Source organism: Sulfitobacter sp. HI0027 (genome assembly GCF_001634775.1).
In the GTDB taxonomy this organism is placed as follows: domain Bacteria; phylum Pseudomonadota; class Alphaproteobacteria; order Rhodobacterales; family Rhodobacteraceae; genus Sulfitobacter.
Map to the genome: position 1 here is coordinate 1 of NZ_LWER01000373.1, position 25,318 is coordinate 25,318.

24 protein-coding genes are annotated in these 25,318 nt (G+C 63.0%); 18 read left to right on the forward strand and 6 right to left on the reverse strand.

Annotated elements, in window-relative coordinates; translation table 11 throughout:
• The 13 genes from A3722_RS17260 to A3722_RS17320 all read left to right on the forward strand — a co-directional run.
• Positions 1 to 514: 3-keto-5-aminohexanoate cleavage protein (locus tag A3722_RS17260; RefSeq protein WP_150120541.1), on the forward strand; the 514-nt coding region annotated here is incomplete at its 5' end.
• Between the two features lie 80 nt (positions 515 to 594).
• Positions 595 to 1,365, forward strand: coding sequence for an MBL fold metallo-hydrolase (locus A3722_RS17265; RefSeq protein ID WP_067627372.1), 771 nt, complete (start codon positions 595 to 597; stop codon positions 1,363 to 1,365).
• Positions 1,366 to 1,641: 276 nt separating this feature from the next.
• Positions 1,642 to 2,697: a C4-dicarboxylate TRAP transporter substrate-binding protein gene (locus tag A3722_RS17270; protein WP_067627371.1), complete on the forward strand. Its 1,056-nt coding sequence runs from the start codon at positions 1,642 to 1,644 to the stop codon at positions 2,695 to 2,697.
• 25 nt (positions 2,698 to 2,722) lie between these two features.
• Complete coding sequence (locus A3722_RS17275; RefSeq protein ID WP_067627369.1) at positions 2,723 to 3,256, forward strand: TRAP transporter small permease; 534 nt, start codon at positions 2,723 to 2,725, stop codon at positions 3,254 to 3,256.
• Positions 3,256 to 4,596 (forward strand): TRAP transporter large permease, encoded by a 1,341-nt coding sequence (locus tag A3722_RS17280; RefSeq protein WP_067916319.1) that lies wholly within the window; start codon positions 3,256 to 3,258, stop codon positions 4,594 to 4,596. The genes A3722_RS17275 and A3722_RS17280 overlap by 1 nt, the downstream gene beginning before the upstream one ends.
• Positions 4,593 to 5,381, forward strand: a complete 789-nt coding sequence (locus A3722_RS17285; protein WP_067629997.1) for an IclR family transcriptional regulator — start codon at positions 4,593 to 4,595, stop codon at positions 5,379 to 5,381. The genes A3722_RS17280 and A3722_RS17285 overlap by 4 nt, the downstream gene beginning before the upstream one ends.
• A 17-nt stretch (positions 5,382 to 5,398) precedes the next feature.
• The gene (locus tag A3722_RS17290) at positions 5,399 to 7,495 is read left to right on the forward strand and encodes a 3-hydroxyacyl-CoA dehydrogenase NAD-binding domain-containing protein (RefSeq protein WP_067629994.1); all 2,097 of its coding nucleotides are present in this window, start codon (positions 5,399 to 5,401) and stop codon (positions 7,493 to 7,495) included.
• Positions 7,492 to 8,667 carry an acetyl-CoA C-acyltransferase gene (locus tag A3722_RS17295; protein WP_067629992.1) on the forward strand — a complete coding sequence of 392 codons (1,176 nt, stop codon included), beginning with the start codon at positions 7,492 to 7,494 and terminating at the stop codon, positions 8,665 to 8,667. Before A3722_RS17290 ends, A3722_RS17295 begins: the two co-directional genes overlap by 4 nt.
• An 11-nt stretch (positions 8,668 to 8,678) precedes the next feature.
• A complete protein-coding gene (locus A3722_RS17300; RefSeq protein ID WP_067629989.1) occupies positions 8,679 to 9,878 on the forward strand; it encodes an acyl-CoA dehydrogenase family protein in 1,200 nt (399 codons plus the stop codon).
• Positions 9,875 to 11,008, forward strand: coding sequence for an acyl-CoA dehydrogenase family protein (locus A3722_RS17305; protein WP_067629987.1), 1,134 nt, complete (start codon positions 9,875 to 9,877; stop codon positions 11,006 to 11,008). The genes A3722_RS17300 and A3722_RS17305 overlap by 4 nt, the downstream gene beginning before the upstream one ends.
• Positions 10,989 to 11,396 carry a PaaI family thioesterase gene (locus tag A3722_RS17310; RefSeq protein WP_067629985.1) on the forward strand — a complete coding sequence of 136 codons (408 nt, stop codon included), beginning with the start codon at positions 10,989 to 10,991 and terminating at the stop codon, positions 11,394 to 11,396. Before A3722_RS17305 ends, A3722_RS17310 begins: the two co-directional genes overlap by 20 nt.
• Complete coding sequence (locus A3722_RS17315) at positions 11,393 to 12,160, forward strand: oxepin-CoA hydrolase, alternative type (protein ID WP_067629983.1); 768 nt, start codon at positions 11,393 to 11,395, stop codon at positions 12,158 to 12,160. Before A3722_RS17310 ends, A3722_RS17315 begins: the two co-directional genes overlap by 4 nt.
• Positions 12,161 to 12,213: 53 nt before the next feature.
• Positions 12,214 to 13,713 carry a class I adenylate-forming enzyme family protein gene (locus tag A3722_RS17320; RefSeq protein WP_067629980.1) on the forward strand — a complete coding sequence of 500 codons (1,500 nt, stop codon included), beginning with the start codon at positions 12,214 to 12,216 and terminating at the stop codon, positions 13,711 to 13,713.
• A gap of 33 nt (positions 13,714 to 13,746) precedes the next feature.
• Here the strand turns inward: A3722_RS17320 and rpe are convergent, their stop codons facing one another.
• Positions 13,747 to 14,436: a ribulose-phosphate 3-epimerase gene (rpe, locus tag A3722_RS17325; RefSeq protein WP_067629978.1), complete on the reverse strand. Its 690-nt coding sequence runs from the start codon at positions 14,434 to 14,436 to the stop codon at positions 13,747 to 13,749.
• Between the two features lie 64 nt (positions 14,437 to 14,500).
• Positions 14,501 to 17,707, reverse strand: a complete 3,207-nt coding sequence (locus A3722_RS17330) for a 4Fe-4S double cluster binding domain-containing protein (protein ID WP_067629976.1) — start codon at positions 17,705 to 17,707, stop codon at positions 14,501 to 14,503.
• A gap of 122 nt (positions 17,708 to 17,829) precedes the next feature.
• On the opposite strand from A3722_RS17330, the gene A3722_RS17335 reads away from it, so the two are divergent.
• The 5 genes from A3722_RS17335 to A3722_RS17355 all read left to right on the forward strand — a co-directional run bounded on the left by A3722_RS17335 (position 17,830) and on the right by A3722_RS17355 (position 23,121).
• Positions 17,830 to 18,849, forward strand: coding sequence for an ABC transporter substrate-binding protein (locus A3722_RS17335; protein WP_067629974.1), 1,020 nt, complete (start codon positions 17,830 to 17,832; stop codon positions 18,847 to 18,849).
• Between the two features lie 177 nt (positions 18,850 to 19,026).
• Complete coding sequence (locus A3722_RS17340) at positions 19,027 to 20,286, forward strand: cation:proton antiporter (RefSeq protein ID WP_067629972.1); 1,260 nt, start codon at positions 19,027 to 19,029, stop codon at positions 20,284 to 20,286.
• 81 nt (positions 20,287 to 20,367) lie between these two features.
• Positions 20,368 to 21,135, forward strand: a complete 768-nt coding sequence (locus tag A3722_RS17345; protein ID WP_067629970.1) for an ABC transporter ATP-binding protein — start codon at positions 20,368 to 20,370, stop codon at positions 21,133 to 21,135.
• Positions 21,128 to 21,934: an ABC transporter permease gene (locus A3722_RS17350; protein WP_201722066.1), complete on the forward strand. Its 807-nt coding sequence runs from the start codon at positions 21,128 to 21,130 to the stop codon at positions 21,932 to 21,934. Before A3722_RS17345 ends, A3722_RS17350 begins: the two co-directional genes overlap by 8 nt.
• A gap of 272 nt (positions 21,935 to 22,206) precedes the next feature.
• Positions 22,207 to 23,121, forward strand: coding sequence for a D-amino acid aminotransferase (locus A3722_RS17355; RefSeq protein WP_067627039.1), 915 nt, complete (start codon positions 22,207 to 22,209; stop codon positions 23,119 to 23,121).
• 59 nt (positions 23,122 to 23,180) lie between these two features.
• On the opposite strand, the gene A3722_RS24400 is transcribed toward A3722_RS17355, so the two are convergent.
• From A3722_RS24400 to A3722_RS17370, 4 genes are all read right to left on the reverse strand, one after another.
• Positions 23,181 to 23,351 (reverse strand): hypothetical protein, encoded by a 171-nt coding sequence (locus tag A3722_RS24400; protein WP_161487407.1) that lies wholly within the window; start codon positions 23,349 to 23,351, stop codon positions 23,181 to 23,183.
• Between the two features lie 18 nt (positions 23,352 to 23,369).
• A complete protein-coding gene (locus tag A3722_RS17360) occupies positions 23,370 to 23,861 on the reverse strand; it encodes a copper chaperone PCu(A)C (RefSeq protein WP_067627040.1) in 492 nt (163 codons plus the stop codon).
• Positions 23,862 to 23,903: 42 nt separating this feature from the next.
• Positions 23,904 to 24,275 carry a hypothetical protein gene (locus A3722_RS17365; RefSeq protein WP_067930730.1) on the reverse strand — a complete coding sequence of 124 codons (372 nt, stop codon included), beginning with the start codon at positions 24,273 to 24,275 and terminating at the stop codon, positions 23,904 to 23,906.
• Positions 24,276 to 25,096: 821 nt separating this feature from the next.
• Positions 25,097 to 25,318 (reverse strand): ATP-binding protein (locus tag A3722_RS17370; protein WP_161487369.1); only part of this gene is annotated, 222 nt, incomplete at its 5' end.

The window sequence follows — 25,318 nt, forward strand, 5'->3', positions numbered from 1 at the left end:
GCTCTCAGTCGGGTCCAACAATTTCCCGACGCGGGTTTATGAGAACCCGCCGGAACTGGTCGATTGGCTGGCCTCGGAAATGAAAACCCACGCGGTCAAACCCGAGATCGAGGCCTTTGATCTCAGCCACATCCACAAGGCCGCCGAGATGAACCGCGACGGTCGCATTCCCGGCCAGCTTTATGTGCAATTCGTCATGGGCGTGAAAAACGCCATGCCGGTGGACCGTGAGACCTTTGATTTCTACATCCAGACGCTCAACCGCCTTGCCACCGATGCGCAGTGGTGTGCCGCCGGGATCGGGCCGAACCAGATCGTGCTGAACGAATGGGCCATCGCCGCGGGCGGTCATACGCGGGCGGGGTTGGAGGACAACGTGCGGCTGGACCGCGACAGGCTGGCGCCCTCCAACGCCGCGCTGATCCAGCGGGCGGCTGATTTATGTGCGAAATACGACCGCCCTATCGCCACGGCTGCACAAGCGCGTGAGATTCTGGGTCTGCGTCCGGCATAGGCTTGCCGCAAGAAGGGCGCTGCGTTGAAATGCGGGGCGGGGCAGCTATGTCCCGTTCCAGTAACCAACAGGAGCCTGAAATGTCCCAGACCCGCCGCCATTTCCTTGCCACCTCCGCCGCCGCCGCTGGCATCGTAACCCTGCTGCCCTTCGCCGCCCGTGCCGCCGCGCATAGCGGTGACACATTCGACACTAGCGCAGGGCCGATCACGGTGCATCCCGTCGACCACGCCTCTATCGTGCTAGAGACACCAGCGGGGGTGATCTATGTCGATCCAGTGGGCGAGCCCGCGCAATACAGCGACTTCCCCGCCGCCGATCTGATCCTCATCACTCATGAGCATGGGGACCACTACAACGCCGATACGCTGGCCGCGCTGGCCGGGGATGAGGTGCAGATCATCACCAACCCCGCCGTCTTTGACATGCTGCCCGAGGCGCTTGCCGCCAAGGCCAGCAAGATCGCCAATGGCGAAAGCACCGAGTTTAACGGCCTGCCGATCGACGCGATCCCGGCCTATAACATCACCGAAGAGCGCAAGAAGTTTCACCCCGAGGGGCGCGACAACGGCTATATCCTCGGCTTCGACGGCTTCCGCGTCTATATTTCGGGCGACACCGAAGACACGCCCGAGATGCGCGGGCTGACCGATATCTCGCTGGCATTCGTGTGCATGAATCTGCCGTTCACTATGGATTCAAACGCTGCCGCCTCTGCCGTGGCTGAGTTCAAACCGACTTACGTCTACCCCTATCACTTCCGGGGCAAAGATGGCGGCACGCAAGACCCCGAAGAGTTCGCCAAACGGGTCGGCACCGATGTCGAAGTCAAATTCGGCGACTGGTATTAATCTCGAACGCTTTCGGTCACGCCCCAGCGGCGTGACCGTTTTACCGGACAGGGCCGATCCATCAGATCAGCCGATTCCGGGGTGCAAAGCGGGGCGTTTGTCTCTCACACCGCCGGCCGCGCTCATTTTTCGCTTAACAAATTCAAGAGCCTAACCGCTCCCTCTTCAGATGGCTGAAGTTTCGCTTGATCGCTTTCGGTCCGCGGACTAGCGTGACCTGCGACAAATGCGAAACTATATTTTGCATTGCGAAACAAGTCTCTGGGAGGAGCCTACATGACAATCTTTAAACACCTGAGCTGCGCCGCAGCTCTGGCGCTGGCTGGTGGCGCGGTAAGCGCTGAAACTGTATTGATTCACGGTGAAGCTGGGCCCAACCGCGGTGCACGCGCCGACGCTTTGCAGTGGTTCGCCGATCAGGTCGCCGAGCGTTCGGACGGCGACATGCGATTCGACATCCAGTGGGGCGGGGCGCTGTTCAAGGCCAATGCCGCTGTGCAATCCATTGCCGATGGCGTGGCTGACACCGGCTCGGTCATCGCGGTCTACTACCCGCAAGAGATGGCCGGCTACGGCATCGCCGACCTGCCTGTAAACAACCCCGACGCTTGGGTTGGCATGCGCGCCACGGATGAGCTGATGCGCTCCAGCCAAGCGATCCAAGACGATTTGGCCGACAAGAACCTCGTCTATATCGGCACTTGGACCACCAGCCAGGTAAACATCGGCTGCAAAGGCGGCGCGATCAAATCCGTGGCGGATATCTCGGGCAAGAAGGTCCGCGGCGTGGGCGCTTACGGTAAGGTTTTCGGCGAGCAGGGCGCGAACATGGTCAACATGTCGATCTATGACGCCTACCAAGGGCTCGACACCGGGCTGATCGACTGTTCGCAGGGCTACAGCTATGCCGTGGCGGCGCTGAAGCAGGCCGAGGTGATGGACAGCTACACGATCCTCGACTGGGGTCAGGTCGGCGGTCTGGGCATCTTCATGAACAAGGACATGCATGACAGCCTGACGCCTGAGCAGCAGGAAACGCTGGCCTCCGTCGGGTCCGACATGGCGGATGAGTTTGGCCGAATGATCACAGAGGCCAACGACAACGCCATCGCTTCGATGAAAGAGCAGGGCGTCGAAGTCATCACCCTTCCCGAAGAAGACCGCACGCAACTCGTTGAAGCTGGCAAGAAGTTCCTCGACGAATGGGTGCAAACTGCCAGCTCTGCCGGTCTGCCGGGCGACGAACTGCTGGAAGAGTATAAGGGCCTTATCGCCAAATACACCCAGCAGCGCGATGCCGATGGCTATCCTTGGGAAGCCAAAAGCAACTGATCGCTAACCTAGGGAGGGGCAGCATATGTTGGTAAATCTGGAGAAAATCCTGTTGGGATTGGGCGCTTTGGCGGTGATCGCCTTGGGGGTGTTGATCACCTCCAATGTGATCGCCCGCGCGCTCTTTGCTAGTCAGGTGCCCGATAGCGTGACCATGGTGCGAGAGCTCATGGTCGCCGCCATCCTGCTGCCCCTCGCCGCCGCCACCGCTGCCCGCGCGCATGTCTCGGTCGCCTTTGTGACCGACCGATTTCCCGACCGCGCGCGTTCGGTGCTGATCGTGGCGGGCTCTGCCATCGGGATGCTGGCGCTGGCGCCGCTAATCTATTCCGGCGGTCGCGAGTTCTTTGCCGTGGTCGAAAAGGGCAGCTTTTTCTACGGAGACCTCAATCTGCCGAAATGGCCCGGGCGGCTTTTGTTCCTGATCGGGATGATCGCGACCTTCCTGCGGCTGGCCGAACTAACGTGGCGCGATGGGCGCACCGTGCTGGCAGGCGGCGTGGTCTCTGACGAACAACAACATGCGGCCGACCTTCTGGCCGAGAAGGACGTGCTGTAATGGATGCCTCAACCATCGGTATGATCGCCTTCGCGGCGGTTCTGATCCTGCTCGCCCTGCGCGTGCCGATTGCCTTCACGCTGGCGGCAGTGGCAACCGTCGCTACCTTCTTTATCTTCGCCTTCCGCACCGGGACCTTCATGCCCGAACGTGCGATCAAGGCGACGACTTCGATGGTGTTTTCCAACTCCTTCGACCTCATTCACTCTTACGACCTGTCGATGATCCCGCTTTTCGTGGCGCTTGGACATATCGCGTATCGCGCGGATATTACGACGAAAATCTACCATGCGGCCAAGGTCTGGCTGACCCGCCTGCCGGGTGGGGTGGCCATGGCCTCCGTCATGGGCTGCGGGGGCTTTTCCGCGATCACCGGCTCATCCATCGCCTGCGCCTCGACCATGGGTAAGATCTGCACGCCCGAGATGCTGCGCATGGGCTATGACCCGCGTCTGGCCACAGCTTCGGTCGCGGCGGGGGGCACATTGGGCTCGCTCATTCCCCCGTCGGTTCTGTTCATCATCTACGGCATTTTCACCGAGACTTCGATCTCGTCGCTGTTCCTCGCGGGTGTTCTGCCGGGGCTGCTGACGCTTGCGGGCTTTGTGCTGGTCATCGCCGTCTGGGTCTGGCGCGATCCGGCGGTAGCACCCTCGACCGACCAACGCTACACCGCGCGTGAGCGTTGGCAGGCGGCCTTTGATAGCTGGCCCGCGATCCTGCTTTTCGTGCTGATCATTGGCGGCATCTACGGCGGCATCTTCACCGCGACCGAGGCCGCCGCCGTCTGCGTCGTCTCCGCCACGCTGATCGGTTTCGTGCAGCGCAAGCTGGATTGGGCTGGCCTCTGGGCCGCGGTCAAGGAGACCTGCGTGCAGACCTCCGCGATCTTCCTCATCGCCGCCAGTGCCAAGATCTTTGTGGCCTTCGTCGCGCTGACGGGCGTCGCGGGCACCATCGTCGGGTTCGTATCGGATGCGCAGATGTCGCTGGTTGTGCTGATGCTCTGCATCGCGCTGATCTATCTGCTCTTGGGCATGTTCCTTGATCCCATTGGCATCATGGTGCTGACCCTGCCGCTGATGATCCCACTGGTGGAAAGCTATGACCTCAACCTCATTTGGTTCGGCGTCGTGGTCATCAAACTGCTGGAGATCGGCCTGATTACACCGCCCGTCGGCTTGAACGTCTTTGTCATCGCCAATGTGGTGGGCCGCGAAGCGCCGATTGACAAGATCTTTGCGGGCATCACCCGGTTCCTCAGCGTCGACTTCATCGTGCTGATCCTGATCATGTCCTTCCCGATGATCTCGCTTTTGATCCCGATGGCGGCAAGATGAACAAGGCGGCGTCTGATACCGTCACGGACCGTAAGTTCGCCAATACGCTGGCGCGGGGTCTTGGCATTTTGCGCGCCTTCCGCGCCAGCGACAGCGGGCTGAGCCACGCGCAGATTGCCGAGCGGACGGGCCTGCCGAAACCTACCGTTTCGCGGCTGACCTATACGCTGTGCGAGTTGGGCTATCTGGCGCATGGCGGGCGGAACGATAAATTCCGGCTGGGGCCGGCGGCGATTGCGCTCGGCTCGGTCGCCTCTGTCGCGGTCAGTTTCGTCGATATGGCGTCAGATGCGATGCAGCAATTGGCCGACGAGACCCGCACGCTGGCGCTGATCGCGGTGAGGGATGGCGACCGGATGATGCTGGTGCGCACTTGGCGTCCGCATACCGCCTCGACCATCTGGTTGGAGCCAGGCCATCGCATCCCGGTCTATGGTTCGTCCTCGGGCCTCGCCACGCTGGCCAGTCTGAACGAAGACCGGTTTGACGCGCTCGACCCGGATGAGCGGCTGCGCAATTTCCGCCGCGAGGGGTATGAGCAATTGCTGGCGCAGGGTTTTGTCCTCGCCCCGCCTGAAACCCGCTATGCCCGCAGTATCAACGCTGTGAGCGTGCCTTATTACGCAGGGGAATTCGGCGAGCCTGTGGCCTTCACCTGCGGCGCTTTGCCGGGCGACTTGCCCGACAGCCGCATTCTGTCACAAGTGGGACCAGCGCTGCGCGACGTGGTCAGCGGCATCGAACAACGCACCGGACGGGCACCGGCCCTGTCCCGGCGCGGATAGATCAAGGAGTTACTGATATGACCGACAAGATTGCCTATTCCCGCCATGACGACATCGTCGTGCTGCGCATCGAAAACCCGCCCGTCAACGCGCTGAGCCAAGCCGTGCGGCAGGGGCTTTCCGACGGCATGGACCGCGCTGAGGCCGAAGACGGCGTGCGGGCCGTGATGATCGTGGGCGAGGGCCGCGCCTTTATCGCGGGCGCCGACATCACCGAGTTCGGCAAGCCGCCGATGGAGCCGCATCTGCCCAGCCTCTGCAACCGGATCGAAGCCTCGCCGCTTCTGGTCGTGGCCTCCATGCATGGCGTCAGCCTTGGTGGCGGTCTCGAAGTCGCGCTCTCGGCGCATTACCGCATCGCCCAGCCCTCGGCCCGCGTCGGTCTGCCCGAAGTGCACCTCGGCCTGATCCCCGGCGCAGGCGGGACACAACGCCTGCCGCGCCTCATTGGCGTTGAACCCGCGCTGGATGCCATCACCACGGGCCGCCACATCAAGGCACCGCAGGCGCTTGAGATGGGCATCGTCGACCGCGTGGAGGAGGGCGATCCGCAGGAGGTTGGTCTCGCTTACGTTCGCGAGCTGCTCGACAGCGGCGCCGAACGCCGCCCGATCTGCGAGATGCCCGCGCCTGCGCCGATCGACTGGGATGCCGCCTATGAAGCGACGCTGAAGAAAGGCCGCGGCCAGATTTCCCCCGCTGAGGCTGTCCGCGCCGTGCAGGCGGGTGTCGAGAAACCCTTCGAAGAGGGCATGAAAGCCGAGCGTCGCATCTTCTCGGAACTGATGAACACCGACCAGCGGCAGGGCATGATCCACGCCTTCTTCTCCGAACGCGCGGTCAGCAACCTGCCCGAGCTGAAAGGCGTCGAGCCGCGCGAACTGAAAGCCATTGGCGTGATCGGCGGCGGCACCATGGGGGCAGGGATCGCTACCGCAGCGCTGCTGTCCGGCTTCTCGGTCGTGCTGATCGAGATGAAGGACGAGGCCGCCAAGGCCGCGCATGAGCGTATCTCCGGCAACCTCCAAGGCGCGCTGAAACGTGGCAAAATCGATCAGGGGAAATTCGATCACCTGACCGGCGACGCCCTCACCGTTTCCACCGAGTACGCCAGCCTGTCGGATGTCGATCTGGTCGTCGAAGCGGTGTTCGAGGATATGGACGTGAAAAAGCAGGTCTTCGGCAGACTCGACGCGGTCTGCAAACCGGGCTGCGTGCTGGCCTCCAACACCTCCTATCTCGACGTGAACGAGATCGCCGCCAGCACCAAGCGCCCCGAGGACGTGATCGGGCTGCACTTCTTCTCGCCCGCCCATGTGATGAAACTGCTTGAGGTGGTCGTCGCCGACAAAACCGCGAAAGATGTGGTCGCCACCGGCTTTGCCTTGGGCAAGGCGCTCGGCAAGATCAGCGTGCGCGCGGGCGTCTGCGATGGCTTCATTGGCAACCGCATCCTCGCCACCTACCGCACCGCGGCGGACCACATGGTGCTGGACGGCGCAAGCCCCTACAAGATCGACGCGGCGCTTGAGAAGTTCGGCTTCGCCATGGGCCCCTTCGCGGTGGCCGATCTGGCCGGGCTCGACATCGGCTGGGCCACACGCAAGCGCAAGGCCGCCACGCGCCACCCCGAGGAGCGGGTGCCGACCTATATCGACCGGCTCTGCGAGCAGGGCCACTTCGGCCAGAAGACCGGCCAAGGCTACTACATCTACGAAAAGGGCAAACGCGGCGGCACGCCGAACCCGGAAATCACCCGCCTGATCGAGGAAGAGCAGAAGGAGCGCGGCATCGCCCCGCGCGAGTTCACCGATGCAGAGATCGTGCGCCGCTACATGTGCGCCATGGTCAATGAGGCGGCCAAAGTGCTGGAAGAGGGCATCGCGAAACGCCCGCTCGACATCGATATGACGCTGCTCTTTGGCTACGGCTTCCCGCGCTATTGGGGTGGCCCGATGAAATGGGCCGACATTCAGGGCCTGCCCAACGTCCTCGCCGCGATCGAAGGCTTTGCCGATAAAGACCCTTGGTTCTGGAAACCAGCGCCGCTGCTGGTCGAACTGGTCAAGACCAACCGCACTTTTGATGATCTGAACAAGGAAGCTGCCAAATGAAACAGGCTGTCATCGTCTCCGCCGTCCGTACCGGGCTGGCCAAATCCTTCCGCGGGTCGTTCAACATGACCCACGGTGCCACCATGGGCGGCCATGTCGTCGCCGAAGCCGTGAAACGCTCGGGCGTTGATCCGTCGGCCATCGAAGACGTCATGATCGGCTGCGGCTACCCCGAAGGGGCCACCGGCTCGAACATCGCGCGCCAGATCGCCCTGCGCGCGGGTCTGCCGGTCACCGCCTCGGGCGTCACCGTGAACCGCTTTTGCTCGTCGGGCCTGCAAACCGTCGCCATGGCCGCCAATGCGATCTGCATGGAGGGCGCAGGCCCGATGGTCGCGGGCGGGGTCGAGAGCATTTCGCTGATCCAGCCGGATGTGAAATCGGTGAAAGAGGCTTGGCTCAAGGAGCATAAGCCCGAGGTCTATATGGCGATGATCGACACCGCCGATATCGTCGCGAAACGCTATGGCATCTCCCGCGAGGATCAGGACGCCTATGGCCTGCGCAGCCAGCAGTTGATTGCCGCCGCGCAGGAGGCCGGTCTTTTTGATGACGAAATCGTCCCGATGCAGACCACCATGGGCGTGCAGGACAAGGAAACCAAGGAGATCTCCACCCGCGAGGTCACTGTGGACCGCGATGAATGCAACCGGCCCGGCACCACGCTCGAAGGGCTTGCGGGCCTGACGCCCGTGCGCGGCGAGGGGGCCTTCATCACCGCGGGCAACGCCAGCCAGCTTTCTGATGGTGCCGCAGCCCTCGTGTTGATGGACAGCAAAGAGGCCGAGCAGCAGGGCCTGCAAGCCATGGGCGCGTTCAAAGGCTTCGCTGTCGCGGGCTGCGAGCCTGACGAGATGGGCATCGGCCCGGTCTTTGCCGTGCCGCGCTTGTTGGAACGCCACGGTCTGAGCGTCGACGACATCGACATCTGGGAGTTGAACGAAGCCTTCGCCAGCCAAGCGCTTTACTGCCGCGACAAACTCGGCATCGACCCCGACAAATGCAACGTGAACGGCGGCTCGATCGCCATCGGCCACCCCTTCGGCATGACCGGGGCGCGGATGACCGGCCACATCCTGCGCGAAGGCCACCGCCGCGGCGCGAAACTCGGCGTGGTGACGATGTGCATCGGCGGCGGCATGGGGGCGGCTGGCCTCTTCGAAATCTACTAAAGGGGGCCGACATGGACCTGAGCTATACCGACGAAGAACGCGCCTTCCGCGAGGAGGTGCGCCAATTCCTCACCGAGAAACTGCCAAGCGAGCTTTCCGAAAAGGTGCGCCGTGGGCAGGAGCTGACCAAGGACGACCACGAGCGCTGGCACGCCATCCTGAACGATCAGGGCTGGCTGGCGACCAACTGGCCCAAGGAGTTCGGCGGGGCGGCGTGGAACGCCGTGCAGCGCCATATTTTCGAGGAAGAGGCCGCCGCGCATCATGCGCCGCGCATCGTGCCCTTTGGCCTGTCGATGCTGGCCCCCGTGCTGCAAAAGTTCGGCTCGAAAGAGCAGCAGGACTACTGGCTGCCGCGCATTCTCTCGGGCGAAGACTGGTGGTGTCAGGGTTATTCCGAGCCGGGCGCGGGGTCGGACCTCGCCTCGCTAAAAACCACGGCGGTCAAGGACGGCGACCATTACATCGTCAACGGTCAAAAGACTTGGACGACGCTGGGCCAACACGCCAACATGATCTTCTGCCTCGTGCGGACCGACAAGGATGTGAAGCAGCAAGAGGGCATCTCTTTCCTGTTGATCGACATGGAGACGCCGGGCATCACCGTGCGCCCGATCATCCTGCTGGATGGCGGCGCCGAGGTGAACGAGGTGTTCTTTGATAATGTCAAAGTGCCCGCCGAGAACCTCGTCGGTGAAGAAAACAAGGGCTGGACCTACGCCAAGTACCTGCTGACCCATGAGCGCACCAATATCGCCGGTGTTGGCTTCTCCCAAGCGGGCCTGTCGGCCGTCAAACGCATTGCCAAATCCGAAATGGCCGGGGGCCGCCCGCTGATCGAGAACCCGCATTTCGCCGCGCGTGTGGCGCAGGCGGAGATTGATCTGATGGCGATGGCCACGACCAACCTGCGCATCATCTCCAAGGCCGCCGCCGGGCAGGCACCGGGGGTGGAGTCCTCGATGCTCAAGGTCAAAGGCACGATTATCCGGCAGGAAATCAACGATCTGGCGCGCCGTGCGGCTGGCGTCTATGCGATGCCCTTTGCCTTGGAAGCGGTCGCGGGCAGCAACGACGCGCTGCCCGATCCGAACGAGGCCGGTCCGGTGGCCGCGCAGTATTTCAACAACCGTAAGCTGTCGATCTTTGGCGGTTCTAACGAAATCCAGCGGCAGATCATCGCCAAGACAACGCTGGGAGGTGCAAAATGAATTTCGACCTAACCGAAGAACGCCAGATGCTGCAAGACAGCCTGCGCCGTTTCCTGCGCGATAAATACGACACCGCCACGCGCAATGGCATTCTGGAAAGCGAAGCAGGCTTCTCTGCTGATATCTGGAACGGCCTGGCCGAATTGGGCGTCATCGGCGCGCTGTTCACCGAAGAGCAGGGCGGCTTTGGCGGCGCGGGTTTCGACATCGGAGTGGTGTTCGAAGAACTGGGCCGCGCCGGTGTGGTCGAGCCGCTGCTCGACAGCGCCGTGCTGGCTGGCGGCTTGATTGCCGATCTTGGCAGTGAAGCGCAGCAGGAACATATCGAGGCACTGATCGGCGGCACGTTGCAACTGGCCTTTGCCCATGGCGAGCCGACCAGCCGCTATGACCTTGAGCGCGTCTCCACCACCGCGTCGCAAAACGGCGGTGACATCGTGTTGAACGGTCGCAAAGCCGTCGTCGCCAATGCCGAGGCTGCCGATATGCTCGTCGTCTCTGCCCGCGAAAGCGGAGAGGCTGGCGATCAGGCGGGCATTTCGCTGTTCCTTGTGCCAGCGGATACCAAAGGGCTCACCGTCACGGGCTACGCCCTGCTGGCCGGTGGCCGCGCCGCCGAAGTTACACTGGATGATGTGACCCTGCCCGAAAGCGCCCGCTTGGGCGCGACTGGCAAGGCGTTTGACGCTATCGAGGCCCGTGTGGCCGTGGCGACAACTGCGCTCTGCGCGGAAACGCTGGGCGCGATGGAAACCGCCTGCGATCTGACCCGCGAATACCTCGGTACGCGCAAGCAGTTTGGCCGCCCGATTGGTAGCTTCCAAGCGCTGGCGCACCGCATGTCGGACCTGCTGATTGACCTCGAACAGGCCCGCTCTGCCGTGATCATTGCCGCAGGCCATCTGGCTGACGACCGCGCCAGCCGCGAGCGCCACGTCTCAGCCGCAAAGAACCTGATGGGCCGCGTGGGCCGTCTGGTGGCCGAAGACACGATCCAGATGCACGGCGGCATCGCCATGACGCAGGAGTACGAACTGGCCCATATCGCCAAACGCATCACCATGGCGGACCACCGCTTTGGCGACGTTGATCATCATCTGGAGCGGTTCATTGCACTATCCGCCGCATGAGGCACCGACCAGCGGGGTTCAGCAGCTGATCGGGTTTCAACCCGACCTGTCGAACCCCGATGGCAGCACCCGCGTGACGCTCGATATTGGCCCACAGCACCTGAACGTCTCGGGCGTGCTGCACGGTGGGTTGCATACGCTGCTCTTGGATGTGGCCACGGGCTTTGCCTGTGCGCGGCACTGCGCGATGAGCGGGCCCTTCGTGCCGATGCTGACCCTGTCCCTGACCACCGATTACATCTTGGCGGTGCGCGAGGGGCGGGTTGTGGCGACAGGCCGTGTCACCGGTGGAGGCTTCAAGATACTCTATGCCGAGGCGCAGTTGCATGATGTCGATGGCAAGCTGCTGTCGCGTGCGACGGGCGTTTTCAAAAGGGCGAAAACATGAGCGCACGGATCGAAGACCGCGGCGATAGGTTGATCGTCTGGAACGGCAATGCCGAGAAACGCGGGGCGCTGACGCCAGAGCTTTATGAAACGATTGCAGAGGCGATGCGGATGGCCGAAGACCCGCGCATTCGCGCGGTGATCCTCACTTCTGAGGGGCGCTTTTTCTGCGCGGGGGGAGATCTCAACGTATTGATCGAACGGCGCAAACTGACTGAGGCTGAGCGCCGCGAGCGGGTGGATGGGCTGCACGATCTGGTCCGCGCCATGCGTGCTTGCCCGGTGCCTGTTATCGCCGCCATCGAAGGTGGTGCTGCCGGGGCGGGGCTGTCGCTGGCGCTGGCCTGCGACATGATCGTGGCCTGCGAAGAGGCGCAGTTCACTGCCGCCTATGTGAAGGCCGGGTTGGTGCCGGATGCCGGTCTGACGGCTTCTTTGGCGCGGCTTTTGCCGCGGCCCTTGTCGATGGAGATGTGCCTTCTGGGCCGTCCCGTCATGGCGATGCGCTTTGCTGAACTCGGCGCGGTCAACCGCATCTGCGCCAATGGCAAAGCCTTGGACGAGGCGCTGATGCTGGCCGATACGCTCGCCGCCGGGCCGCGTGCCGCCCAAGGCGCGATCCGGCAGTTGGTGGCGCAGGCCTATGAGGCCGAAGAGGCCGATCAGCTTGATGCCGAACGCAACGCCATGGCCCACGCGGCTGGCGGGGATGAGGCCGCCGAAGGGATCGCGGCTTTTTTGGAAAAACGAAAGCCCCGGTTTTAGCCGGGCAGCGGCCGCCGGAGGAGGGGGTCGCGAATAGGCAGGAGGAGACACCCATGAATGCCAGGGTACAGGATTTTCTAGCTGAGCAATTGGCGACCCGACCAGAGGCGCCGGCGCTGAGTGACGCCAGCGGCGCCGCGTGGAGCTATGACGATCTGGACCGTGCGCGTGTGGCCTTGGCCGCTGAGTTGCGCAGCGCGGGGGTGCAGGCGGGCGACCGCGTGCTTTTGATGGTGGAAAACTGTGTTGCGGCGGTGGCCTCGCTCTATGCCGCGTGGGAGTTGGACGCGGTGGCGATCCCCGTCAATGCCCGCCAGACCGAAGCCGAAGTCACCCGCATCATCGATCACGCCACCCCGGCGGCGGTGCTGCTGACCTGCGATGTCTCGCCCGAAGCGGCGGCCCATGCGGCGCGGCTGAACGCACGTGAGGTCTCGGGCGCATTCGGCAGCCTGCACCTTGCCACACCGCTCCCCAGCAGCCCGGATGCCGATCTGCATGACGTGGCGGTGCTGCTTTATACCACCGGCACCACGGGCGATCCCAAGGGGGTGATGCTGACCCATTCTAACCTGCGCTTTGGCGCGCGTGCCTCGGCGGACCTGCGACAGATGGTGCCGGGTGATGTGGTTTACGGCGTGCTGCCGATGACTCATGTTTTCGGTTTGGTGTCTGTCTTGATGGCCGCGGTGAGTTCTGGCGCGAAGGTCCGGCAGGAGAGCCGTTTCTCGGCGGCGAAGCTGCATGCCGCAACCCACGAGGATGTCACGATCCTTCCCGCTGTGCCGCAGATGCACGCGCTGGTGATGCAGTACTCGCGCGAGCGCGGGATGCCCAAACTCGAAAGCCCCAAGCTGCGCTATGTTTCATCGGGCGGTGCACCGCTTGATCCGGCGTGGAAACGCAAAGCCGAGGCGTTTTATGAACTGCCGCTGCAAAACGGCTTTGGCATGACCGAGACCTGCTCGGGCGCATCGGCCACCACCAACGCGCTTGGCTCGCCCGACACTTCGGTCGGACCGGTCACGCCGGGCACCGAATGCAAGATCGACGACCAAGCCCCCGGCGGCAATGGCGCGGGCGAAGGCGAAGTGCTGGTGCGCGGCCCGCATGTGATGAAAGGCTACTACCGCAACCCGACCGAGACCGACAAAGCCATCGACGCCGAGGGCTGGTTGCACACCGGCGATCTGGGCAAGTTGGATGAGAATGGGCGGCTGCACATCCTCGGGCGCAGCAAGGAATTGATCATTCACGGCGGTTTCAACGTCTACCCGCCCGAGGTTGAGGCCGCGTTGAACGATCACCCGCGCGTGGTGCAATCGGCCGTGGTCGGACGGCGGCGCGAAGGCGACGAAGAGGTGCTGGCCTTCGTGCAGGTCGCCCCCGGCGACGAGGTGACGGCAGAGGAGTTGCGCAGTTTCGTCAAAGAGCGGCTGACCGGCTACAAGCGGCCCGCGCAGATCATCGTGGCCACGGACCTGCCCGCCGCACCCACGGGCAAGATCCTGAAACACCGGCTGCTGACGGCTTTCGCCGATCAACTGGCGTAACAGCGCGGGGCGCAGAGACGCCCCGCATTTCCATCAGACGTAGGTGCCTTCGGCGGCGGCGCGGATCGCGCGGATGTTCTCGCCGTAGGGCGCGGGGTCGCTGACCGAGCCGCCCTTGAAGACGGCGGAGCCCGCCACCAGCACATCTGCTCCGGCCTGCGCCACCAGCGGCGCGGTCTTGGGGTCGACGCCGCCGTCGATCTCAATATGCACGGGCCGGTCGCCGATCATCGCGCGCAGGTCGCGGATTTTGGCTGTCATGTCGATGAACTTCTGGCCACCGAAGCCGGGGTTCACGGTCATCACACAGATGAGGTCGACCATGTCGAGCAGTTCGGCCACCGCGCTGGCTGGCGTGCCGGGGTTGAGTGCCACACCCGCCTTCGCGCCCGCGCCGCGGATCGCCTGAAGCGTGCGGTGGATATGGGGGGTGGCCTCGACATGGGCGGTGATCACATCGGCGCCCGCCTTGGCGAAGGCTTCGATATAGGGATCGACCGGGGCGATCATCAGATGCACGTCCATCACGCCCTTGATGTGGGGCCGGATCGCCGCGCACATGGCGGGGCCGAAGGTGATGTTGGGCACGAAATGCCCGTCCATCACATCCACATGCACCCAGTCCGCGCCTTGGGCCTCGATGGCTTCGCATTCGGCACCGAAGTTGGCGAAATCGGCGGCGAGGATGGAGGGGGCGATCTTGATCGAACGGTCGAATGTCATGGGGGCAGCCCTTTGTTGCACAGGTTGGCTCCTCTTAACGGCTGCGCGCTTTTTGCGAAAGGGGTTAGAGGTCGAGTTCCAGCACACCACCCGGCTGGGCTGCGCGGGATTGGCAGAGGATGATCGCGCCTTCGCGCTGTTTAGCGGAGAGCACGAAGTCGCGGTGTTCGACTTCGCCGCCGCGCAGGCCGCATTTGCAGACGCCGCAGATGCCATCGCTGCATTTCAGATCCACTGGCACCCCCGCCGCGATCAGCGCGTCGGCGGCTGTTTCCTCGGCAGAGACGGCGATCTCGCGGCCTGAGGTGAGTTTCAGCGTGAAGGGGTGATTGACGTAGTCCGGCACCTCGGGGGTTAAGAAATATTCCAGATGCCGCGCGTCTTCGGGGATGCCCGCGGCTTCGGCTGCGGCCATGACAGATTGCATATAGGCATCGGCTCCGCAGGTGTAGACATGGGTGCCCGGTGCGCTGCGTTCCATGATGGCGGGCAGGTCGGCGCGGGTGCTCTCAGACGAGATATGCAGGTGCACCCGGTCGGCCCAAGGAGCCTGCGCCAGTTCTTCGGCAAAGGCGGCGGCTTCGCGGTCAGAGGCCGAGTAGTGCAGGTCAAAGGGCCGCCCAAGGGCGTGCAGGCGATGGGCAAAGGCGATCATCGGCGTGATACCAATGCCGCCGCCCATGAGCAGGCTATGCGGCGCGTCCTCTACCAGTTCAAAATGGTTCACCGGCTTGCCGACAAAGATGCGCCGCCCTTTGGTGAAGACCCGGTGCAGCAGCGCCGAGCCGCCCCGGCCCGCGTCCTCGCGGAGCACGGCGATGCGGTAGCGTTTGCGGTCACTCGGATCACCCAGCAGGGAATAGGGGCGCAGGAATTCGGGGGCGACGACCAGATCAAGATGCGCGCCCGCGGTCCATGCGGGCAGGTCGTGGCCTTCGGGGTGGGCGATGTCATAAAGCGCCGTGGTCGCGTTCAGACGAGTAACTTCGGTGATGCGCAGGTCAAGCACGGGGGTGCCGCTGCCGACTTTATAAAGATGCAAATGATCCGTCTCGCCCGCTGCAGTCTTGCGGCGGTGCTCAACGGCGCTCAGCAGGGCCGCATGGGCGGCAATCCCGGCCTCGCGGTTCATCGGATCGGGGTAAGGCCATGGGTGCGGGGCCAGCGGGGCGGGGTAGACGGAGAGGGTTTGGTCCTCGAACTTGAGATCCAGATCGGGTTGCAGATCACGGGCGTTCACCGGCTGGGCAGGCGTGTCGAACTGGCCCGAGGGTTTGCGCTCGATGTCCCACCACCACTTTTTGACCGGGTTCAGACGGCCCTTGCCGACCTTGTCATCCAGCTTGGCCAGCAGCGGTGCGGCGGCGGGGATGTTGGAGGCGGCCCAGCGGAAGGGGGCCTCGGCGAACAGCCCTTCAAGGTTCCACGGGCAGGTCTTCATGCAGCGTCCGCACATCGCGCCGCCTTGGTTGGTGATCCGGTAGGTGGCGCATTTCTGGCTGTCGGATTTCCAGATTTCATAGCCGTTGAACATCTTCTTCGGCCCGGCGGTGATCGCCCCCGAGGGGCATTCGCGGGCGCATTTGTTGCAGGCTTCGCAGAACTTTTGCAGGCCAAAGTCGATGGGCTTTTCATGGGTAACGGGCAGGGTGGTGGTGACCACGCCGGATTTCAGGCGCGGGCCGAGGAAGGGATTGAGGATCACTTCGCCGATGCGAGAGACTTCGCCCAAGCCCGCGAGCAGCAAGAGCGGCGGTTGCAGTACGTCGCCATCCATCACCGTATGCGCTTTGGCGGAATGGCCAAGGTTGCGCAGGTGCTGCGCCATCACGCCGCCCAACATTGAAAACCGCAGATAGGCCCGCATGGATTGCGACACGGCGATCCAATCATCGCCCGAAGACCCCTCCATCGTGTCAAAGCCTTGGTCGATGATAAGGCTCAGCGCTTGGTTATGCGGCGGGGTGATCGGGGTGCCGGTGGCGTCATGGCTGTACCACGTCCAATCGGGGCAGGCCGAGAGACCCGCAGCATCGGACCCCAGAAAATAGCTTGCCGCCTTGAGGTTGGCGGCATTGCGGGCGCTGTCTGTCATCGCAGGGGCGGCATCGTTCACCGGCCCGTCTTGCAGCAAGATCAGCGCGCCCAGCAGGCGGCGCTGCGCGGCGGAGGGGGCGGATTTCACCACATGGTGCCCGCCTTTCATGGCGTTCTGCACCTTTGGCCCCATGTCGCCGAACTGCCCGCGTGCGAAAAGATCGCCGCGTTTCGGCACGCGCGGCACGTTGGGCGCGTCGATATAGGTGGTCGGCTCGTCCACCCGTTTCAGCGTCTCAAACGGATGCGGCCCTGCGGCATAGTCGCGCCGGGCATAAGGATCGACATCGCGGGCGCTGACCCCGCCATGGGTGCCCAGCTGCCAATGCGGGCCTTTGAGCACCGACCACGGTTGTTCGGAGAGCGGAGCGAGCGGCATATCGGGCGCAAGCTCCATGTCAGTCGTCACCACGGCCAATCCGAAGCGTGGACCGATCCACGGCGCTTGCAGCCTACCGTCTTCCCAAACCGCCAGCCCCGCCGCCACGGCCAGTTGGCCGAGGTTCACATCGGCGGTGGTGGCGGAATGCACCTTGGCGGCGAAGCCCAATTGACGGATGTATTCGGCCAGCACGGTGGCGTTCTCGGTCCCGCGTAGGCAGGCGCGCTCGGCTTGGGCGTCGATGATCCAATCGCTACCCGGCTCACCCGCGCGCGGGTCACGGGGGTAGGCGGTGAGGATCACCAGCGCGTGGCTGTGACTGTCAATCGCGGTTTCGGGGGCGTCCACCGCATCGCGCAGGTTCGCCATGATGACATCGACCCCGGCAGCGAGCGACTTGGTCTGGCGGCTGCGCAGGTCATCGGCCAGCTGCGCGGTGCCCTCGCTTCGGCGCGGGGTGGGCAGCCGAGCCTCTTGCGGAAGGGCGCAGACGCCCATCATCGAGGCATCGTTGTAATAACCGAAAGATTTGAGGTGGTTGGCGCGTTCCACCGGGCTGTCGGGGATCACCGCCCCCGCCGTATTGATCGGCCCATCCCGAAGCACGTCCATCATCGCCTGAAAGGGCGCCATGGCGTTGCAGATGCTCTGCGGCGTCTCGGGCCGCTCAAAACGCAGCACCGGCAGGGGCGCGTCCGGCAGTTGGTCATGCGGGGCATGCAACCGGCGCAGCCGCTCCAACGGGAAGGGGCCGAGGTGCATAGGGCGGGACTTGGATGAAAAGAGCTTCATGGCAAATCGATGCCACGCTTTGAAATGAGATGCCAGTCCTGGTTGTGGCCGCTGCGGGCGCTCTCGCTTGACTTTCGGTCTGGCCGCCGACCATGCTGCGGCAAAATTGGAGGAGTGAGATCATGACCCTGTTCAACCGCCGTCAGGCCATCGCAACCTTGGGCGCCGCCACGGCCGTGGGGCTGGCGGCCCCGGCGGTGGCGCAGAACCGCAAGATCACCGTGGGCGCGCTGCGTTTCACCAGCCACGCGGGCAGCTTTGTCGGCTTTGAGCGGGACTATTTCAAAGAGGCCGGGCTGGACGTTGAACTGCGGTTCTTTGAGGCGGCACAGCCGATGGCCGTGGCGATTGCCAGCGGCGATGTGGACTATGCGATCACCGCGATCTCGGGCGGCTTGGTGTCGCTGGCGCAAAAGGGCGCGGTCAAGGTTATCGGTGGCGCATTGCAAGAAGAGCAGGGCATCGACGGGCAGAAGTTCCTCGTTTCTGATGCGGCCTACCAGGCGGGCATCACTGCGCCGGGCATGCTGGATGGCAAAAGCTTTGGCATGACGCAGGCCGGGTCGTCCTTCCACTACATGGGCTCCAAAATGGCCGAGGCGGAAGGGATTGAGCTGAAGTTCAAGCCGCTGCAAAAGGTCGGCGCGGTGATCGGCGCGCTGAAGTCAGGCCAGATCGATGCGTGGTCGATCGTGCCGCATATCGCCAAGCCGTTGGCCGGGTCGGGTGCCGTGCATATCATCGGCGATGTGGCGACCTATCTTCCGGATTATCAGGTCACCACGGTCTTTACCTCGACCAAGAATGCCAGTGATGAGCAGGAGATGACCAAGAATTTCCTTGCGGGCTATTCCAAGGGTGTTGCCGATTACAACGCCGCGATGATCGCCAAGGATGGCGGCGATGCGGGCGTGGATGAGATGGTCGATCTGATCCATAAATATGTCTACACCGACCGCCCGCGCGACAAGGCGGCGCCGTCGATCATCAACGGCACCATGCGGTTGAACGAAGGTGCGATGCTCAATGTCGCCTCTGTGCGCGACCAGTTGGAGTGGTTCCAGGCCGAAGGGCTGGTCGATGCTGACATCACGCTGGAGACGCTGATCGACACCTCTTATGTCGAGACGATGGGCAGCTAAGCGTGTCGATTGTGTGATATGATTGCTTTGTGAAGGCGCGTTCCCCTCCGGCGGGCCTTTACCTTTTGCTCCCGCAGGTTGGGATTTCCGGCAGGCATCACTGGCAATGCAGCCGCACCAAGATACCTTTGGTGCTGATGCGGGGCCAAGCCCCTGACCATAAAACGGGAATATGCAGTGAGCGACGGCAGTTTTTTCGCCCTGAACGGCTATCATTTCGCCTTGGGGGCCGTTGGGGCCGTGGTGATCCTTGCCCATTGGCTGCCCCGCTTTTTCAGTCGGCGAGAGCCTGCCGCCTCGGGGCTGTTGATCCTGTTGGGCATGGGCGTTTTCGCCCTTGTTCCCGGCGTGCCGAGTTTCCCCGACCCGCGCGCCACCCCCTTTCCATGGGAAATCGTGTCGGAGCTTTGCGTGATCGTCGCGCTCTTCGCGACGGGGCTGCGGATCGACAGGCTGTCCGATTGGTCCCGTTGGGGGCCAACGGCGCGGTTGTTGGCGCTGACCATGCCGCTGACGATCCTGTCGGTCGCCGTGATGGGCTGGGCCTTTGCCGGGATGACCGCAGCCGGGGCGATTTTGCTGGGCGCGGTGATGGCACCCACCGATCCAGTTTTGGCCGCTGACGTGCAGGTCGGCCCGCCGCAGGAAGGGGGCGAGCATCCGGTGCGTTTTGCCCTGACCACAGAGGCGGCGCTGAACGATGGTTTGGCCTTTCCCTTCGTCTACCTTGGTATTCTGGTCGCGGCCGAAGGCTTGGCCCCGGCGACTTGGGGCGTGGAGTGGCTGGCGCGCGATGTCTTTTGGCGCATCGCTGTCGGCACCGCGATGGGTGCTGCGGGCGGTTGGGCCTTGGGGCAGGTGTTGTTCGCCGTGCCGCGCAAGGCGGTTCTGGCCGAGACATCTTCGGGCGTGGTGGCTTTGGCCGGGGTGCTCTTGTGCTATGGCACCACGGAATTAGTCGAAGGCTATGGTTTCATCGCCGTGGCGGTGGCCGGTCTGGTGATCCGGCGGGTTGAGGCGGACCACGAATTCCACCGTCGTTTGCATGATTTCACCGCCGCCGTTGAACACGCGCTGACGGCGCTTTTGCTGGTGGCGATTGGCGCGGTGTTGCCCGCCTTGCTGAGCGATCTGACCCTCGCCGGTGCGGTGATCGTGCTGGCGCTGATCTTTGTCGTGCGCCCCTTGGCCGGGTGGCTGTCGCTTTTGGGAACCTCGCTAGAGACGCGCCCCCGCTGGGTTGTGGCGCTTTATGGCATCCGGGGGATCGGGTCGATCTACTACCTTGCCTATGCGGCGGGGAAGGTGGAGTTTCTGGACGAAGAGCCGCTTTGGGCGATGGTGGGTTTTGCGATCCTCGTGTCGACCTTGGTGCATGGTTTTACCGCCGGGATCGCGGTGGACGGCCTGAGCCGTAAAGAGGGTGAGCAGCCCTAAGCGCGCCACCGGCGCAGGGCGGTTGCGCCGGGACGCGGATCGCACATTGCGCGCGGGGCGTTTTTGCCGGAAAAGGGCGGCATGGACCTCAAGCTTTCCTCCGTCAGCCATTATTATGGCGATACCCAAGTGCTGCGTGACATCACGCTCGATATTCCCTCTGGCCAGATCGTTTGCATCGTTGGCCCCTCCGGCTGTGGCAAATCCACCCTGCTGCGCATGCTCGGTGGGTTGGAGCGGCCCAGCGAAGGCCGCGTGCTGCAAATGGGCGATGCGCCTGAGGGCTGTTTGAACCCACTGACCTATATCTTTCAGGATTTCGCGCTGCTGCCGTGGCGCACGGTGCGCGGCAATGTGGCGCTGGTGCTTGAGGATCACGGGCTGGGTAAGGCGCAGCGTGAGGCGATCATCGCCGATGTGCTGGCGCGGACCAAATTGACCGATTTCGCCGATGCGCTGCCCAAACAGCTTTCGGGCGGCATGAAACAGCGCGTGGCGATTGCCCGTGCGCTGGCGGTGAATCCGGCGGTGATGCTGATGGACGAGCCGCTGAGCGCGCTCGACAGCCAGACCCGCGAGCTTTTGATGGACGACCTTGTGGCGCTCTGGACGCGGCAGCCGTTCACGGCGGTCTATGTGACCCACAACCTCGCTGAAGCGGTGCGGTTGGGGCATAAGATCGTCGTGCTCTCGCGCCGTCCGGGTGAATTGCGCGAGGTGGTGAACCTAGACATGCCGCTGGCCGAGCGTCGCCATGGCGACCCGGCGTTGGAGGCGCAGCAACAGCACCTATGGGGGCTGATGCGCGATGAGGCCGCGGCGGCGGATGCGGAGTTGATCGATGGCTGAAACGACGGATGTGAATGCCCGCGAAGTAACCTTTCGCGGCGGTGGCTTCCAGCCCGGCACGCGGCGCGGCGTGGGGCTTGCAGTCTTCGTTGTGCTGATCCTGCTGGCGGAATGGGGCACGCGCAGCGGCTTTATCTCGGCCCTGACGTTGCCTCGGCCCAGCGATGTGTTGCTAACGTTTCAAGAGCTTTACCAGTCGGGGATGTTGTTCAAACACCTCGGCCCCTCGCTGACCCGGCTGGCCGTAGGCGCGCTGATCGGCGCCTCGCTGGGCATCGGGATTGGGGTGCTGATCGGGCTGTTCTCCTTGGCCCGCGCGGGTCTGGTGCCGCTGGTGGCAGCGATTTTCCCCATTCCCAAGATCGCGCTGCTGCCGCTGTTTGTGATTTGGTTTGGCATTGATGAGGCGAGTAAATACGCGCTCATCGCCTTTGGCACTTTCACGCCCACCGTTGTCGCCACCTATGCGGCGGTCGACAATGTGGACCGGGTGTTGATCCGCATGGGGCAGAGTTTCGGCCTCGGTTGGTGGTCGATTGTCTCGAAAATCGTGGTGCCCGGCGCGATGCCGGGGATCCTGTCGGGGCTGCGGATTTCGCTGACCATCGCGATTATTTTGTTGGTGGCGGCTGAGATGCTGGGCGCGGAATATGGGATCGGGGCGTATATTTTGCAGGCGGGGAGTCTGTATGATCTGGAGCGCTTGTTTGCGGGTGTGGTGATCCTGTCGCTGCTAGGCGTTGCGGTGTCTTCGGTGGTGGCCTTCGTGGAACGGCGCGTGCTGAGCTGGCGGGTCTGAGGGCCAGCGCCTGCCCGCGGGTCGGCGATCTGACGTAAATTGGTCCCACTTTATTTCTCGGTTTTAATGTGCGGTCCGCGAGGGCACGCCCAGCCTCACCAAATCGCCTACCCGGTCGCACCAAAGGTGCGCCAATATAGGCTGGCACGCCTCCGGCGTGACGGGCGGGCAGGCGATGGCCCGGCGCCTGCGGCTTGATTCCGGGCTGGGGTGGTAGTCCTGAACGGCTTTGCTATCAATGCTGCAACCGCCCTCACCAACGGATCCCCACCATGACCGAACACACCACCACCCACGCCGCCGACGAAGACGTTCGCAACCGCGACATCAAGATCTACGTCAACGGCGACATCGTGCACCGCGACGAAGCCAAGGTCTCGGTCTACGACGCGGGCTTCATGCTGGGCGACGGCATCTGGGAAGGCATGCGCCTGTACAACGGGACATGGGCCTTCTTCGATGAGCATATGGACCGCTTCTTCAACTCCTGCAAAGCGATCTCGCTCGACGTGGGCCTGGACAAAGACGGCATCGCCGAGGCGCTGCGCCGCACGGCAGAGGCGAACGATATGCACAGTGACGTGCACTGCCGCCTAATGCTGACCCGCGGGATTAAGGATAAACCCTTCCAGCACCCCTCGCTCAGCACCACCGGGCCGACGCTGGTGATCATCATGGAGCATTCCAAACCCGTGGATCGCCTGCAATCGGCGGGCATTCGTCTGGCGAGCGTCCCGCAGGTGCGCGGGCTGCCACATAGCCAAGACCCCAAGCTCAACAGCCACTCAAAGCTGAACTGCATCATCGCCTGCCTTCAGGCCGAGGAAGCGGGCGCGGATGAGGCGCTGATGCTTGACCCGCATGGTTTTGTGAACACCACCAACGCCTGCAACTTCTTCATCGTGCGCCGGGGCGAGGTTTGGACTTCGACCGGGGATTACTGCATGAACGGGGTGACGCGGCAGAAGGTGATCGACCTGTGCCATGAAAACGGCATCCCGATGCGGGAGAAGAACTTCTCGCTCTACGAGGCTTATGGCGCGGATGAGGCCTTTCTCACTGGCACCTTTGGTGCGCAGACGCCGGTGGCAGAGATTGACGGCAAGACCATCGGCAGCGGAGAACGGCCCGTCACCAAACGCATTCAGGCGCTTTATAATGAGCTGATCAAACAGCACACGGCCTGAGGGCCAAGCGGTGCCCGCCCCCGCGAAGGGGCGGGCGGCATTTTGCGAAACCATGCGTTTCAGCAACGGCACACGTCGCAGCAGCCGCAATCCAGCAGCACCATGGTCAGCGCGCCCTGTTTACGCTCTGGCATGGTTCCGGGCGCAAGCGCCGAGAACGCCCCAAACAACACCACCACCGCCCAAAGGCAGAGGTGTCGAAGCGGGCCGGTCAACGCCTTGCGGCGCATCCTGCTGCTGTCTTGGGGTTAGTGTTTTTGCGCGTGCGCGCCGTGATCCATGGCGCCCGCATCATGCCCGCGGCGGCTTTCGACGTTGAATATCACCTCCAAGGTCCCGGCCTTTTCAAAGGTCAAGGTGGCGGGGATTTTCTCGCCTTCCTCGAAAGGGTCACCGTCGAGGCCCATGAACATGATATGCAGCCCTCCGGGCTTAAGCGTCACCCTCTCACCTGCGGGCAGATCGAGGCCGTCGATATGCGACATGCGCGCGACGCCCATATCATCGGTGGTCGTCTCATGGAGAGAGACTTCGTCGAAGCCCTCGGCGCTGATGCTGACGAGGCGGTCTGCGCTGTCTCCGCCATTGGTGATCGTCAGATAGCCGCCGCCGACGCGGGCGGTTTTCGGGGTTTCAAAGGCCATCGGATGATCGACGGTCAAAGCACCGGCGGTGTACTCATGCGCGGCGGAGGGCAGGGCAAGTAGGGCAGCCAAGGCTGCGGTATAGAAAGATTTCATTGTCGTGGTCCATTGTCTGAGTATTGCGAAAGAAGCGATGGCTCAGACGAATGGCGGCCCCCGGACAGGCGGGGGCGCCCCTGCAGGGCTGCGCGGTGCGCCGAGGGCACGGGCCACGCGCGGCGTGGCAAAACGCAGCCTCCCGCCCGGGAGCAAGACATCTGCCGGGGTCGGCAAGATCAACGCATTGACGATCCGGCAGGCTTCGCAATCCAAGGCTGCATGGTTCTGCCCTTCGAGCGGGCCGTCGCAAAGATCGCTCAGCGTGCCGCCCGCTTGGATAAAGGCGATAAAGGCCGGGTCTTGCTGTACCTGCGCGGTCGCACGATGTGCGAAGGGCAAGCTAGCAAGGGCCAGCACCAGCAAGAGAGTCAGGCTGACCCGAAGCGAGGATATGCGCGAAACGGCGGACATGCGCGCTGATACCGCGGCTGACGCCGCAACGCTATAGGGCGCTTTGGTCTGCGACGTGATGTCGTAGGGCAGGCTCTGTGCGGTAGTCGGTGATGGCTATCGGGGGAGTGTGTTGGCTGGGATGGTAGGATTCTGAGGTAAGGTATTGATATGTATTTATAATTATGGGGATTTAATAATATGGTGTCAATCGAATTTCGATCAAAACAACAATTGTGCACCAGTTTGTGCGACAATGCTGAGCCGAGACATTAGCCTTATCGCGGAAAGCTTTTGACGGGAAGCAATGCCATAAAGTTATCTTATGGTTTCGACCCCTGACTGCCTTGATTACAATAATCTATGCCAACGCGGTTCTTCGTGCAGCGTTGGACGCGTGTAGGGCCCGAACTCAAGTCGATCCCGGCATCATGAACCATATGTCTCAAGAGGTTGGCCCACCCGTTTGATCGGGCGACCGGAGCGTATACGCCTGCGACCGTCTGGCGGCGGAAGGAGTGAGGAAATCCGAAGTCGCAGCGCAAATGGTGAGTAAAATCGTCAGACGGTGAAGGTTTTCGACAAGGGTGATCTTGTCAGGCGAGTGAGGAAAATCTAATCATTAGCGTTAATAGTGAATATTTTCGAGGTGCGGTGATGAATTTCTACGGACGTAAGCTTCCTGGCCCGGGTCGGATTGCAGGCTATGGCTGGCTGGTCAGTGAGCTTGTGCTGCGTGTGCCCATGCCGCGCCGCCTGTCTCTTGTGCTTGTTGATTGTCACTGAGAACTGACCCGGTATTTTCACCGAGATTTGACCCACCCTCAGTTATGCGTCGTGGTCTATGATGCGGTCAATGTTTTGGCCTCCTTTGCAGTTTTCTTTGCTGCCTCAGAACTGACCTTGAAGCGGTAGCTGTCGTTTCCGGTTTCGAGGATGTGGCAGCGGTGGGTAAGCCGATCCAAGAGAGCGGTGGTCATCTTTGCATCCCCGAAGACCTGCGCCCATTCTGAGAAGCTAAGGTTGGTGGTGATGATCACACTGGTGCGCTCATAGAGCTTACT

What these genes read in the sequence shown, in the direction of transcription:
- A3722_RS17265 (WP_067627372.1), top strand. Translation starts at nt 595, where the DNA reads ATGTCCCAGACCCGCCGCCATTTCCTTGCCACCTCCGCCGCCGCCGCT.
- A3722_RS17270 (WP_067627371.1), top strand. Translation starts at nt 1,642, where the DNA reads ATGACAATCTTTAAACACCTGAGCTGCGCCGCAGCTCTGGCGCTGGCT.
- A3722_RS17275 (WP_067627369.1), top strand. Translation starts at nt 2,723, where the DNA reads ATGTTGGTAAATCTGGAGAAAATCCTGTTGGGATTGGGCGCTTTGGCG.
- A3722_RS17280 (WP_067916319.1), top strand. Translation starts at nt 3,256, where the DNA reads ATGGATGCCTCAACCATCGGTATGATCGCCTTCGCGGCGGTTCTGATC.
- A3722_RS17285 (WP_067629997.1), top strand. Translation starts at nt 4,593, where the DNA reads ATGAACAAGGCGGCGTCTGATACCGTCACGGACCGTAAGTTCGCCAAT.
- A3722_RS17290 (WP_067629994.1), top strand. Translation starts at nt 5,399, where the DNA reads ATGACCGACAAGATTGCCTATTCCCGCCATGACGACATCGTCGTGCTG.
- A3722_RS17295 (WP_067629992.1), top strand. Translation starts at nt 7,492, where the DNA reads ATGAAACAGGCTGTCATCGTCTCCGCCGTCCGTACCGGGCTGGCCAAA.
- A3722_RS17300 (WP_067629989.1), top strand. Translation starts at nt 8,679, where the DNA reads ATGGACCTGAGCTATACCGACGAAGAACGCGCCTTCCGCGAGGAGGTG.
- A3722_RS17305 (WP_067629987.1), top strand. Translation starts at nt 9,875, where the DNA reads ATGAATTTCGACCTAACCGAAGAACGCCAGATGCTGCAAGACAGCCTG.
- A3722_RS17315 (WP_067629983.1), top strand. Translation starts at nt 11,393, where the DNA reads ATGAGCGCACGGATCGAAGACCGCGGCGATAGGTTGATCGTCTGGAAC.
- A3722_RS17320 (WP_067629980.1), top strand. Translation starts at nt 12,214, where the DNA reads ATGAATGCCAGGGTACAGGATTTTCTAGCTGAGCAATTGGCGACCCGA.
- rpe (WP_067629978.1), bottom strand. Translation starts at nt 14,436, where the DNA reads ATGACATTCGACCGTTCGATCAAGATCGCCCCCTCCATCCTCGCCGCC.
- A3722_RS17330 (WP_067629976.1), bottom strand. Translation starts at nt 17,707, where the DNA reads ATGAAGCTCTTTTCATCCAAGTCCCGCCCTATGCACCTCGGCCCCTTC.
- A3722_RS17335 (WP_067629974.1), top strand. Translation starts at nt 17,830, where the DNA reads ATGACCCTGTTCAACCGCCGTCAGGCCATCGCAACCTTGGGCGCCGCC.
- A3722_RS17345 (WP_067629970.1), top strand. Translation starts at nt 20,368, where the DNA reads ATGGACCTCAAGCTTTCCTCCGTCAGCCATTATTATGGCGATACCCAA.
- A3722_RS17350 (WP_201722066.1), top strand. Translation starts at nt 21,128, where the DNA reads ATGGCTGAAACGACGGATGTGAATGCCCGCGAAGTAACCTTTCGCGGC.
- A3722_RS17355 (WP_067627039.1), top strand. Translation starts at nt 22,207, where the DNA reads ATGACCGAACACACCACCACCCACGCCGCCGACGAAGACGTTCGCAAC.
- A3722_RS24400 (WP_161487407.1), bottom strand. Translation starts at nt 23,351, where the DNA reads ATGCGCCGCAAGGCGTTGACCGGCCCGCTTCGACACCTCTGCCTTTGG.
- A3722_RS17360 (WP_067627040.1), bottom strand. Translation starts at nt 23,861, where the DNA reads ATGAAATCTTTCTATACCGCAGCCTTGGCTGCCCTACTTGCCCTGCCC.
- A3722_RS17365 (WP_067930730.1), bottom strand. Translation starts at nt 24,275, where the DNA reads ATGTCCGCCGTTTCGCGCATATCCTCGCTTCGGGTCAGCCTGACTCTC.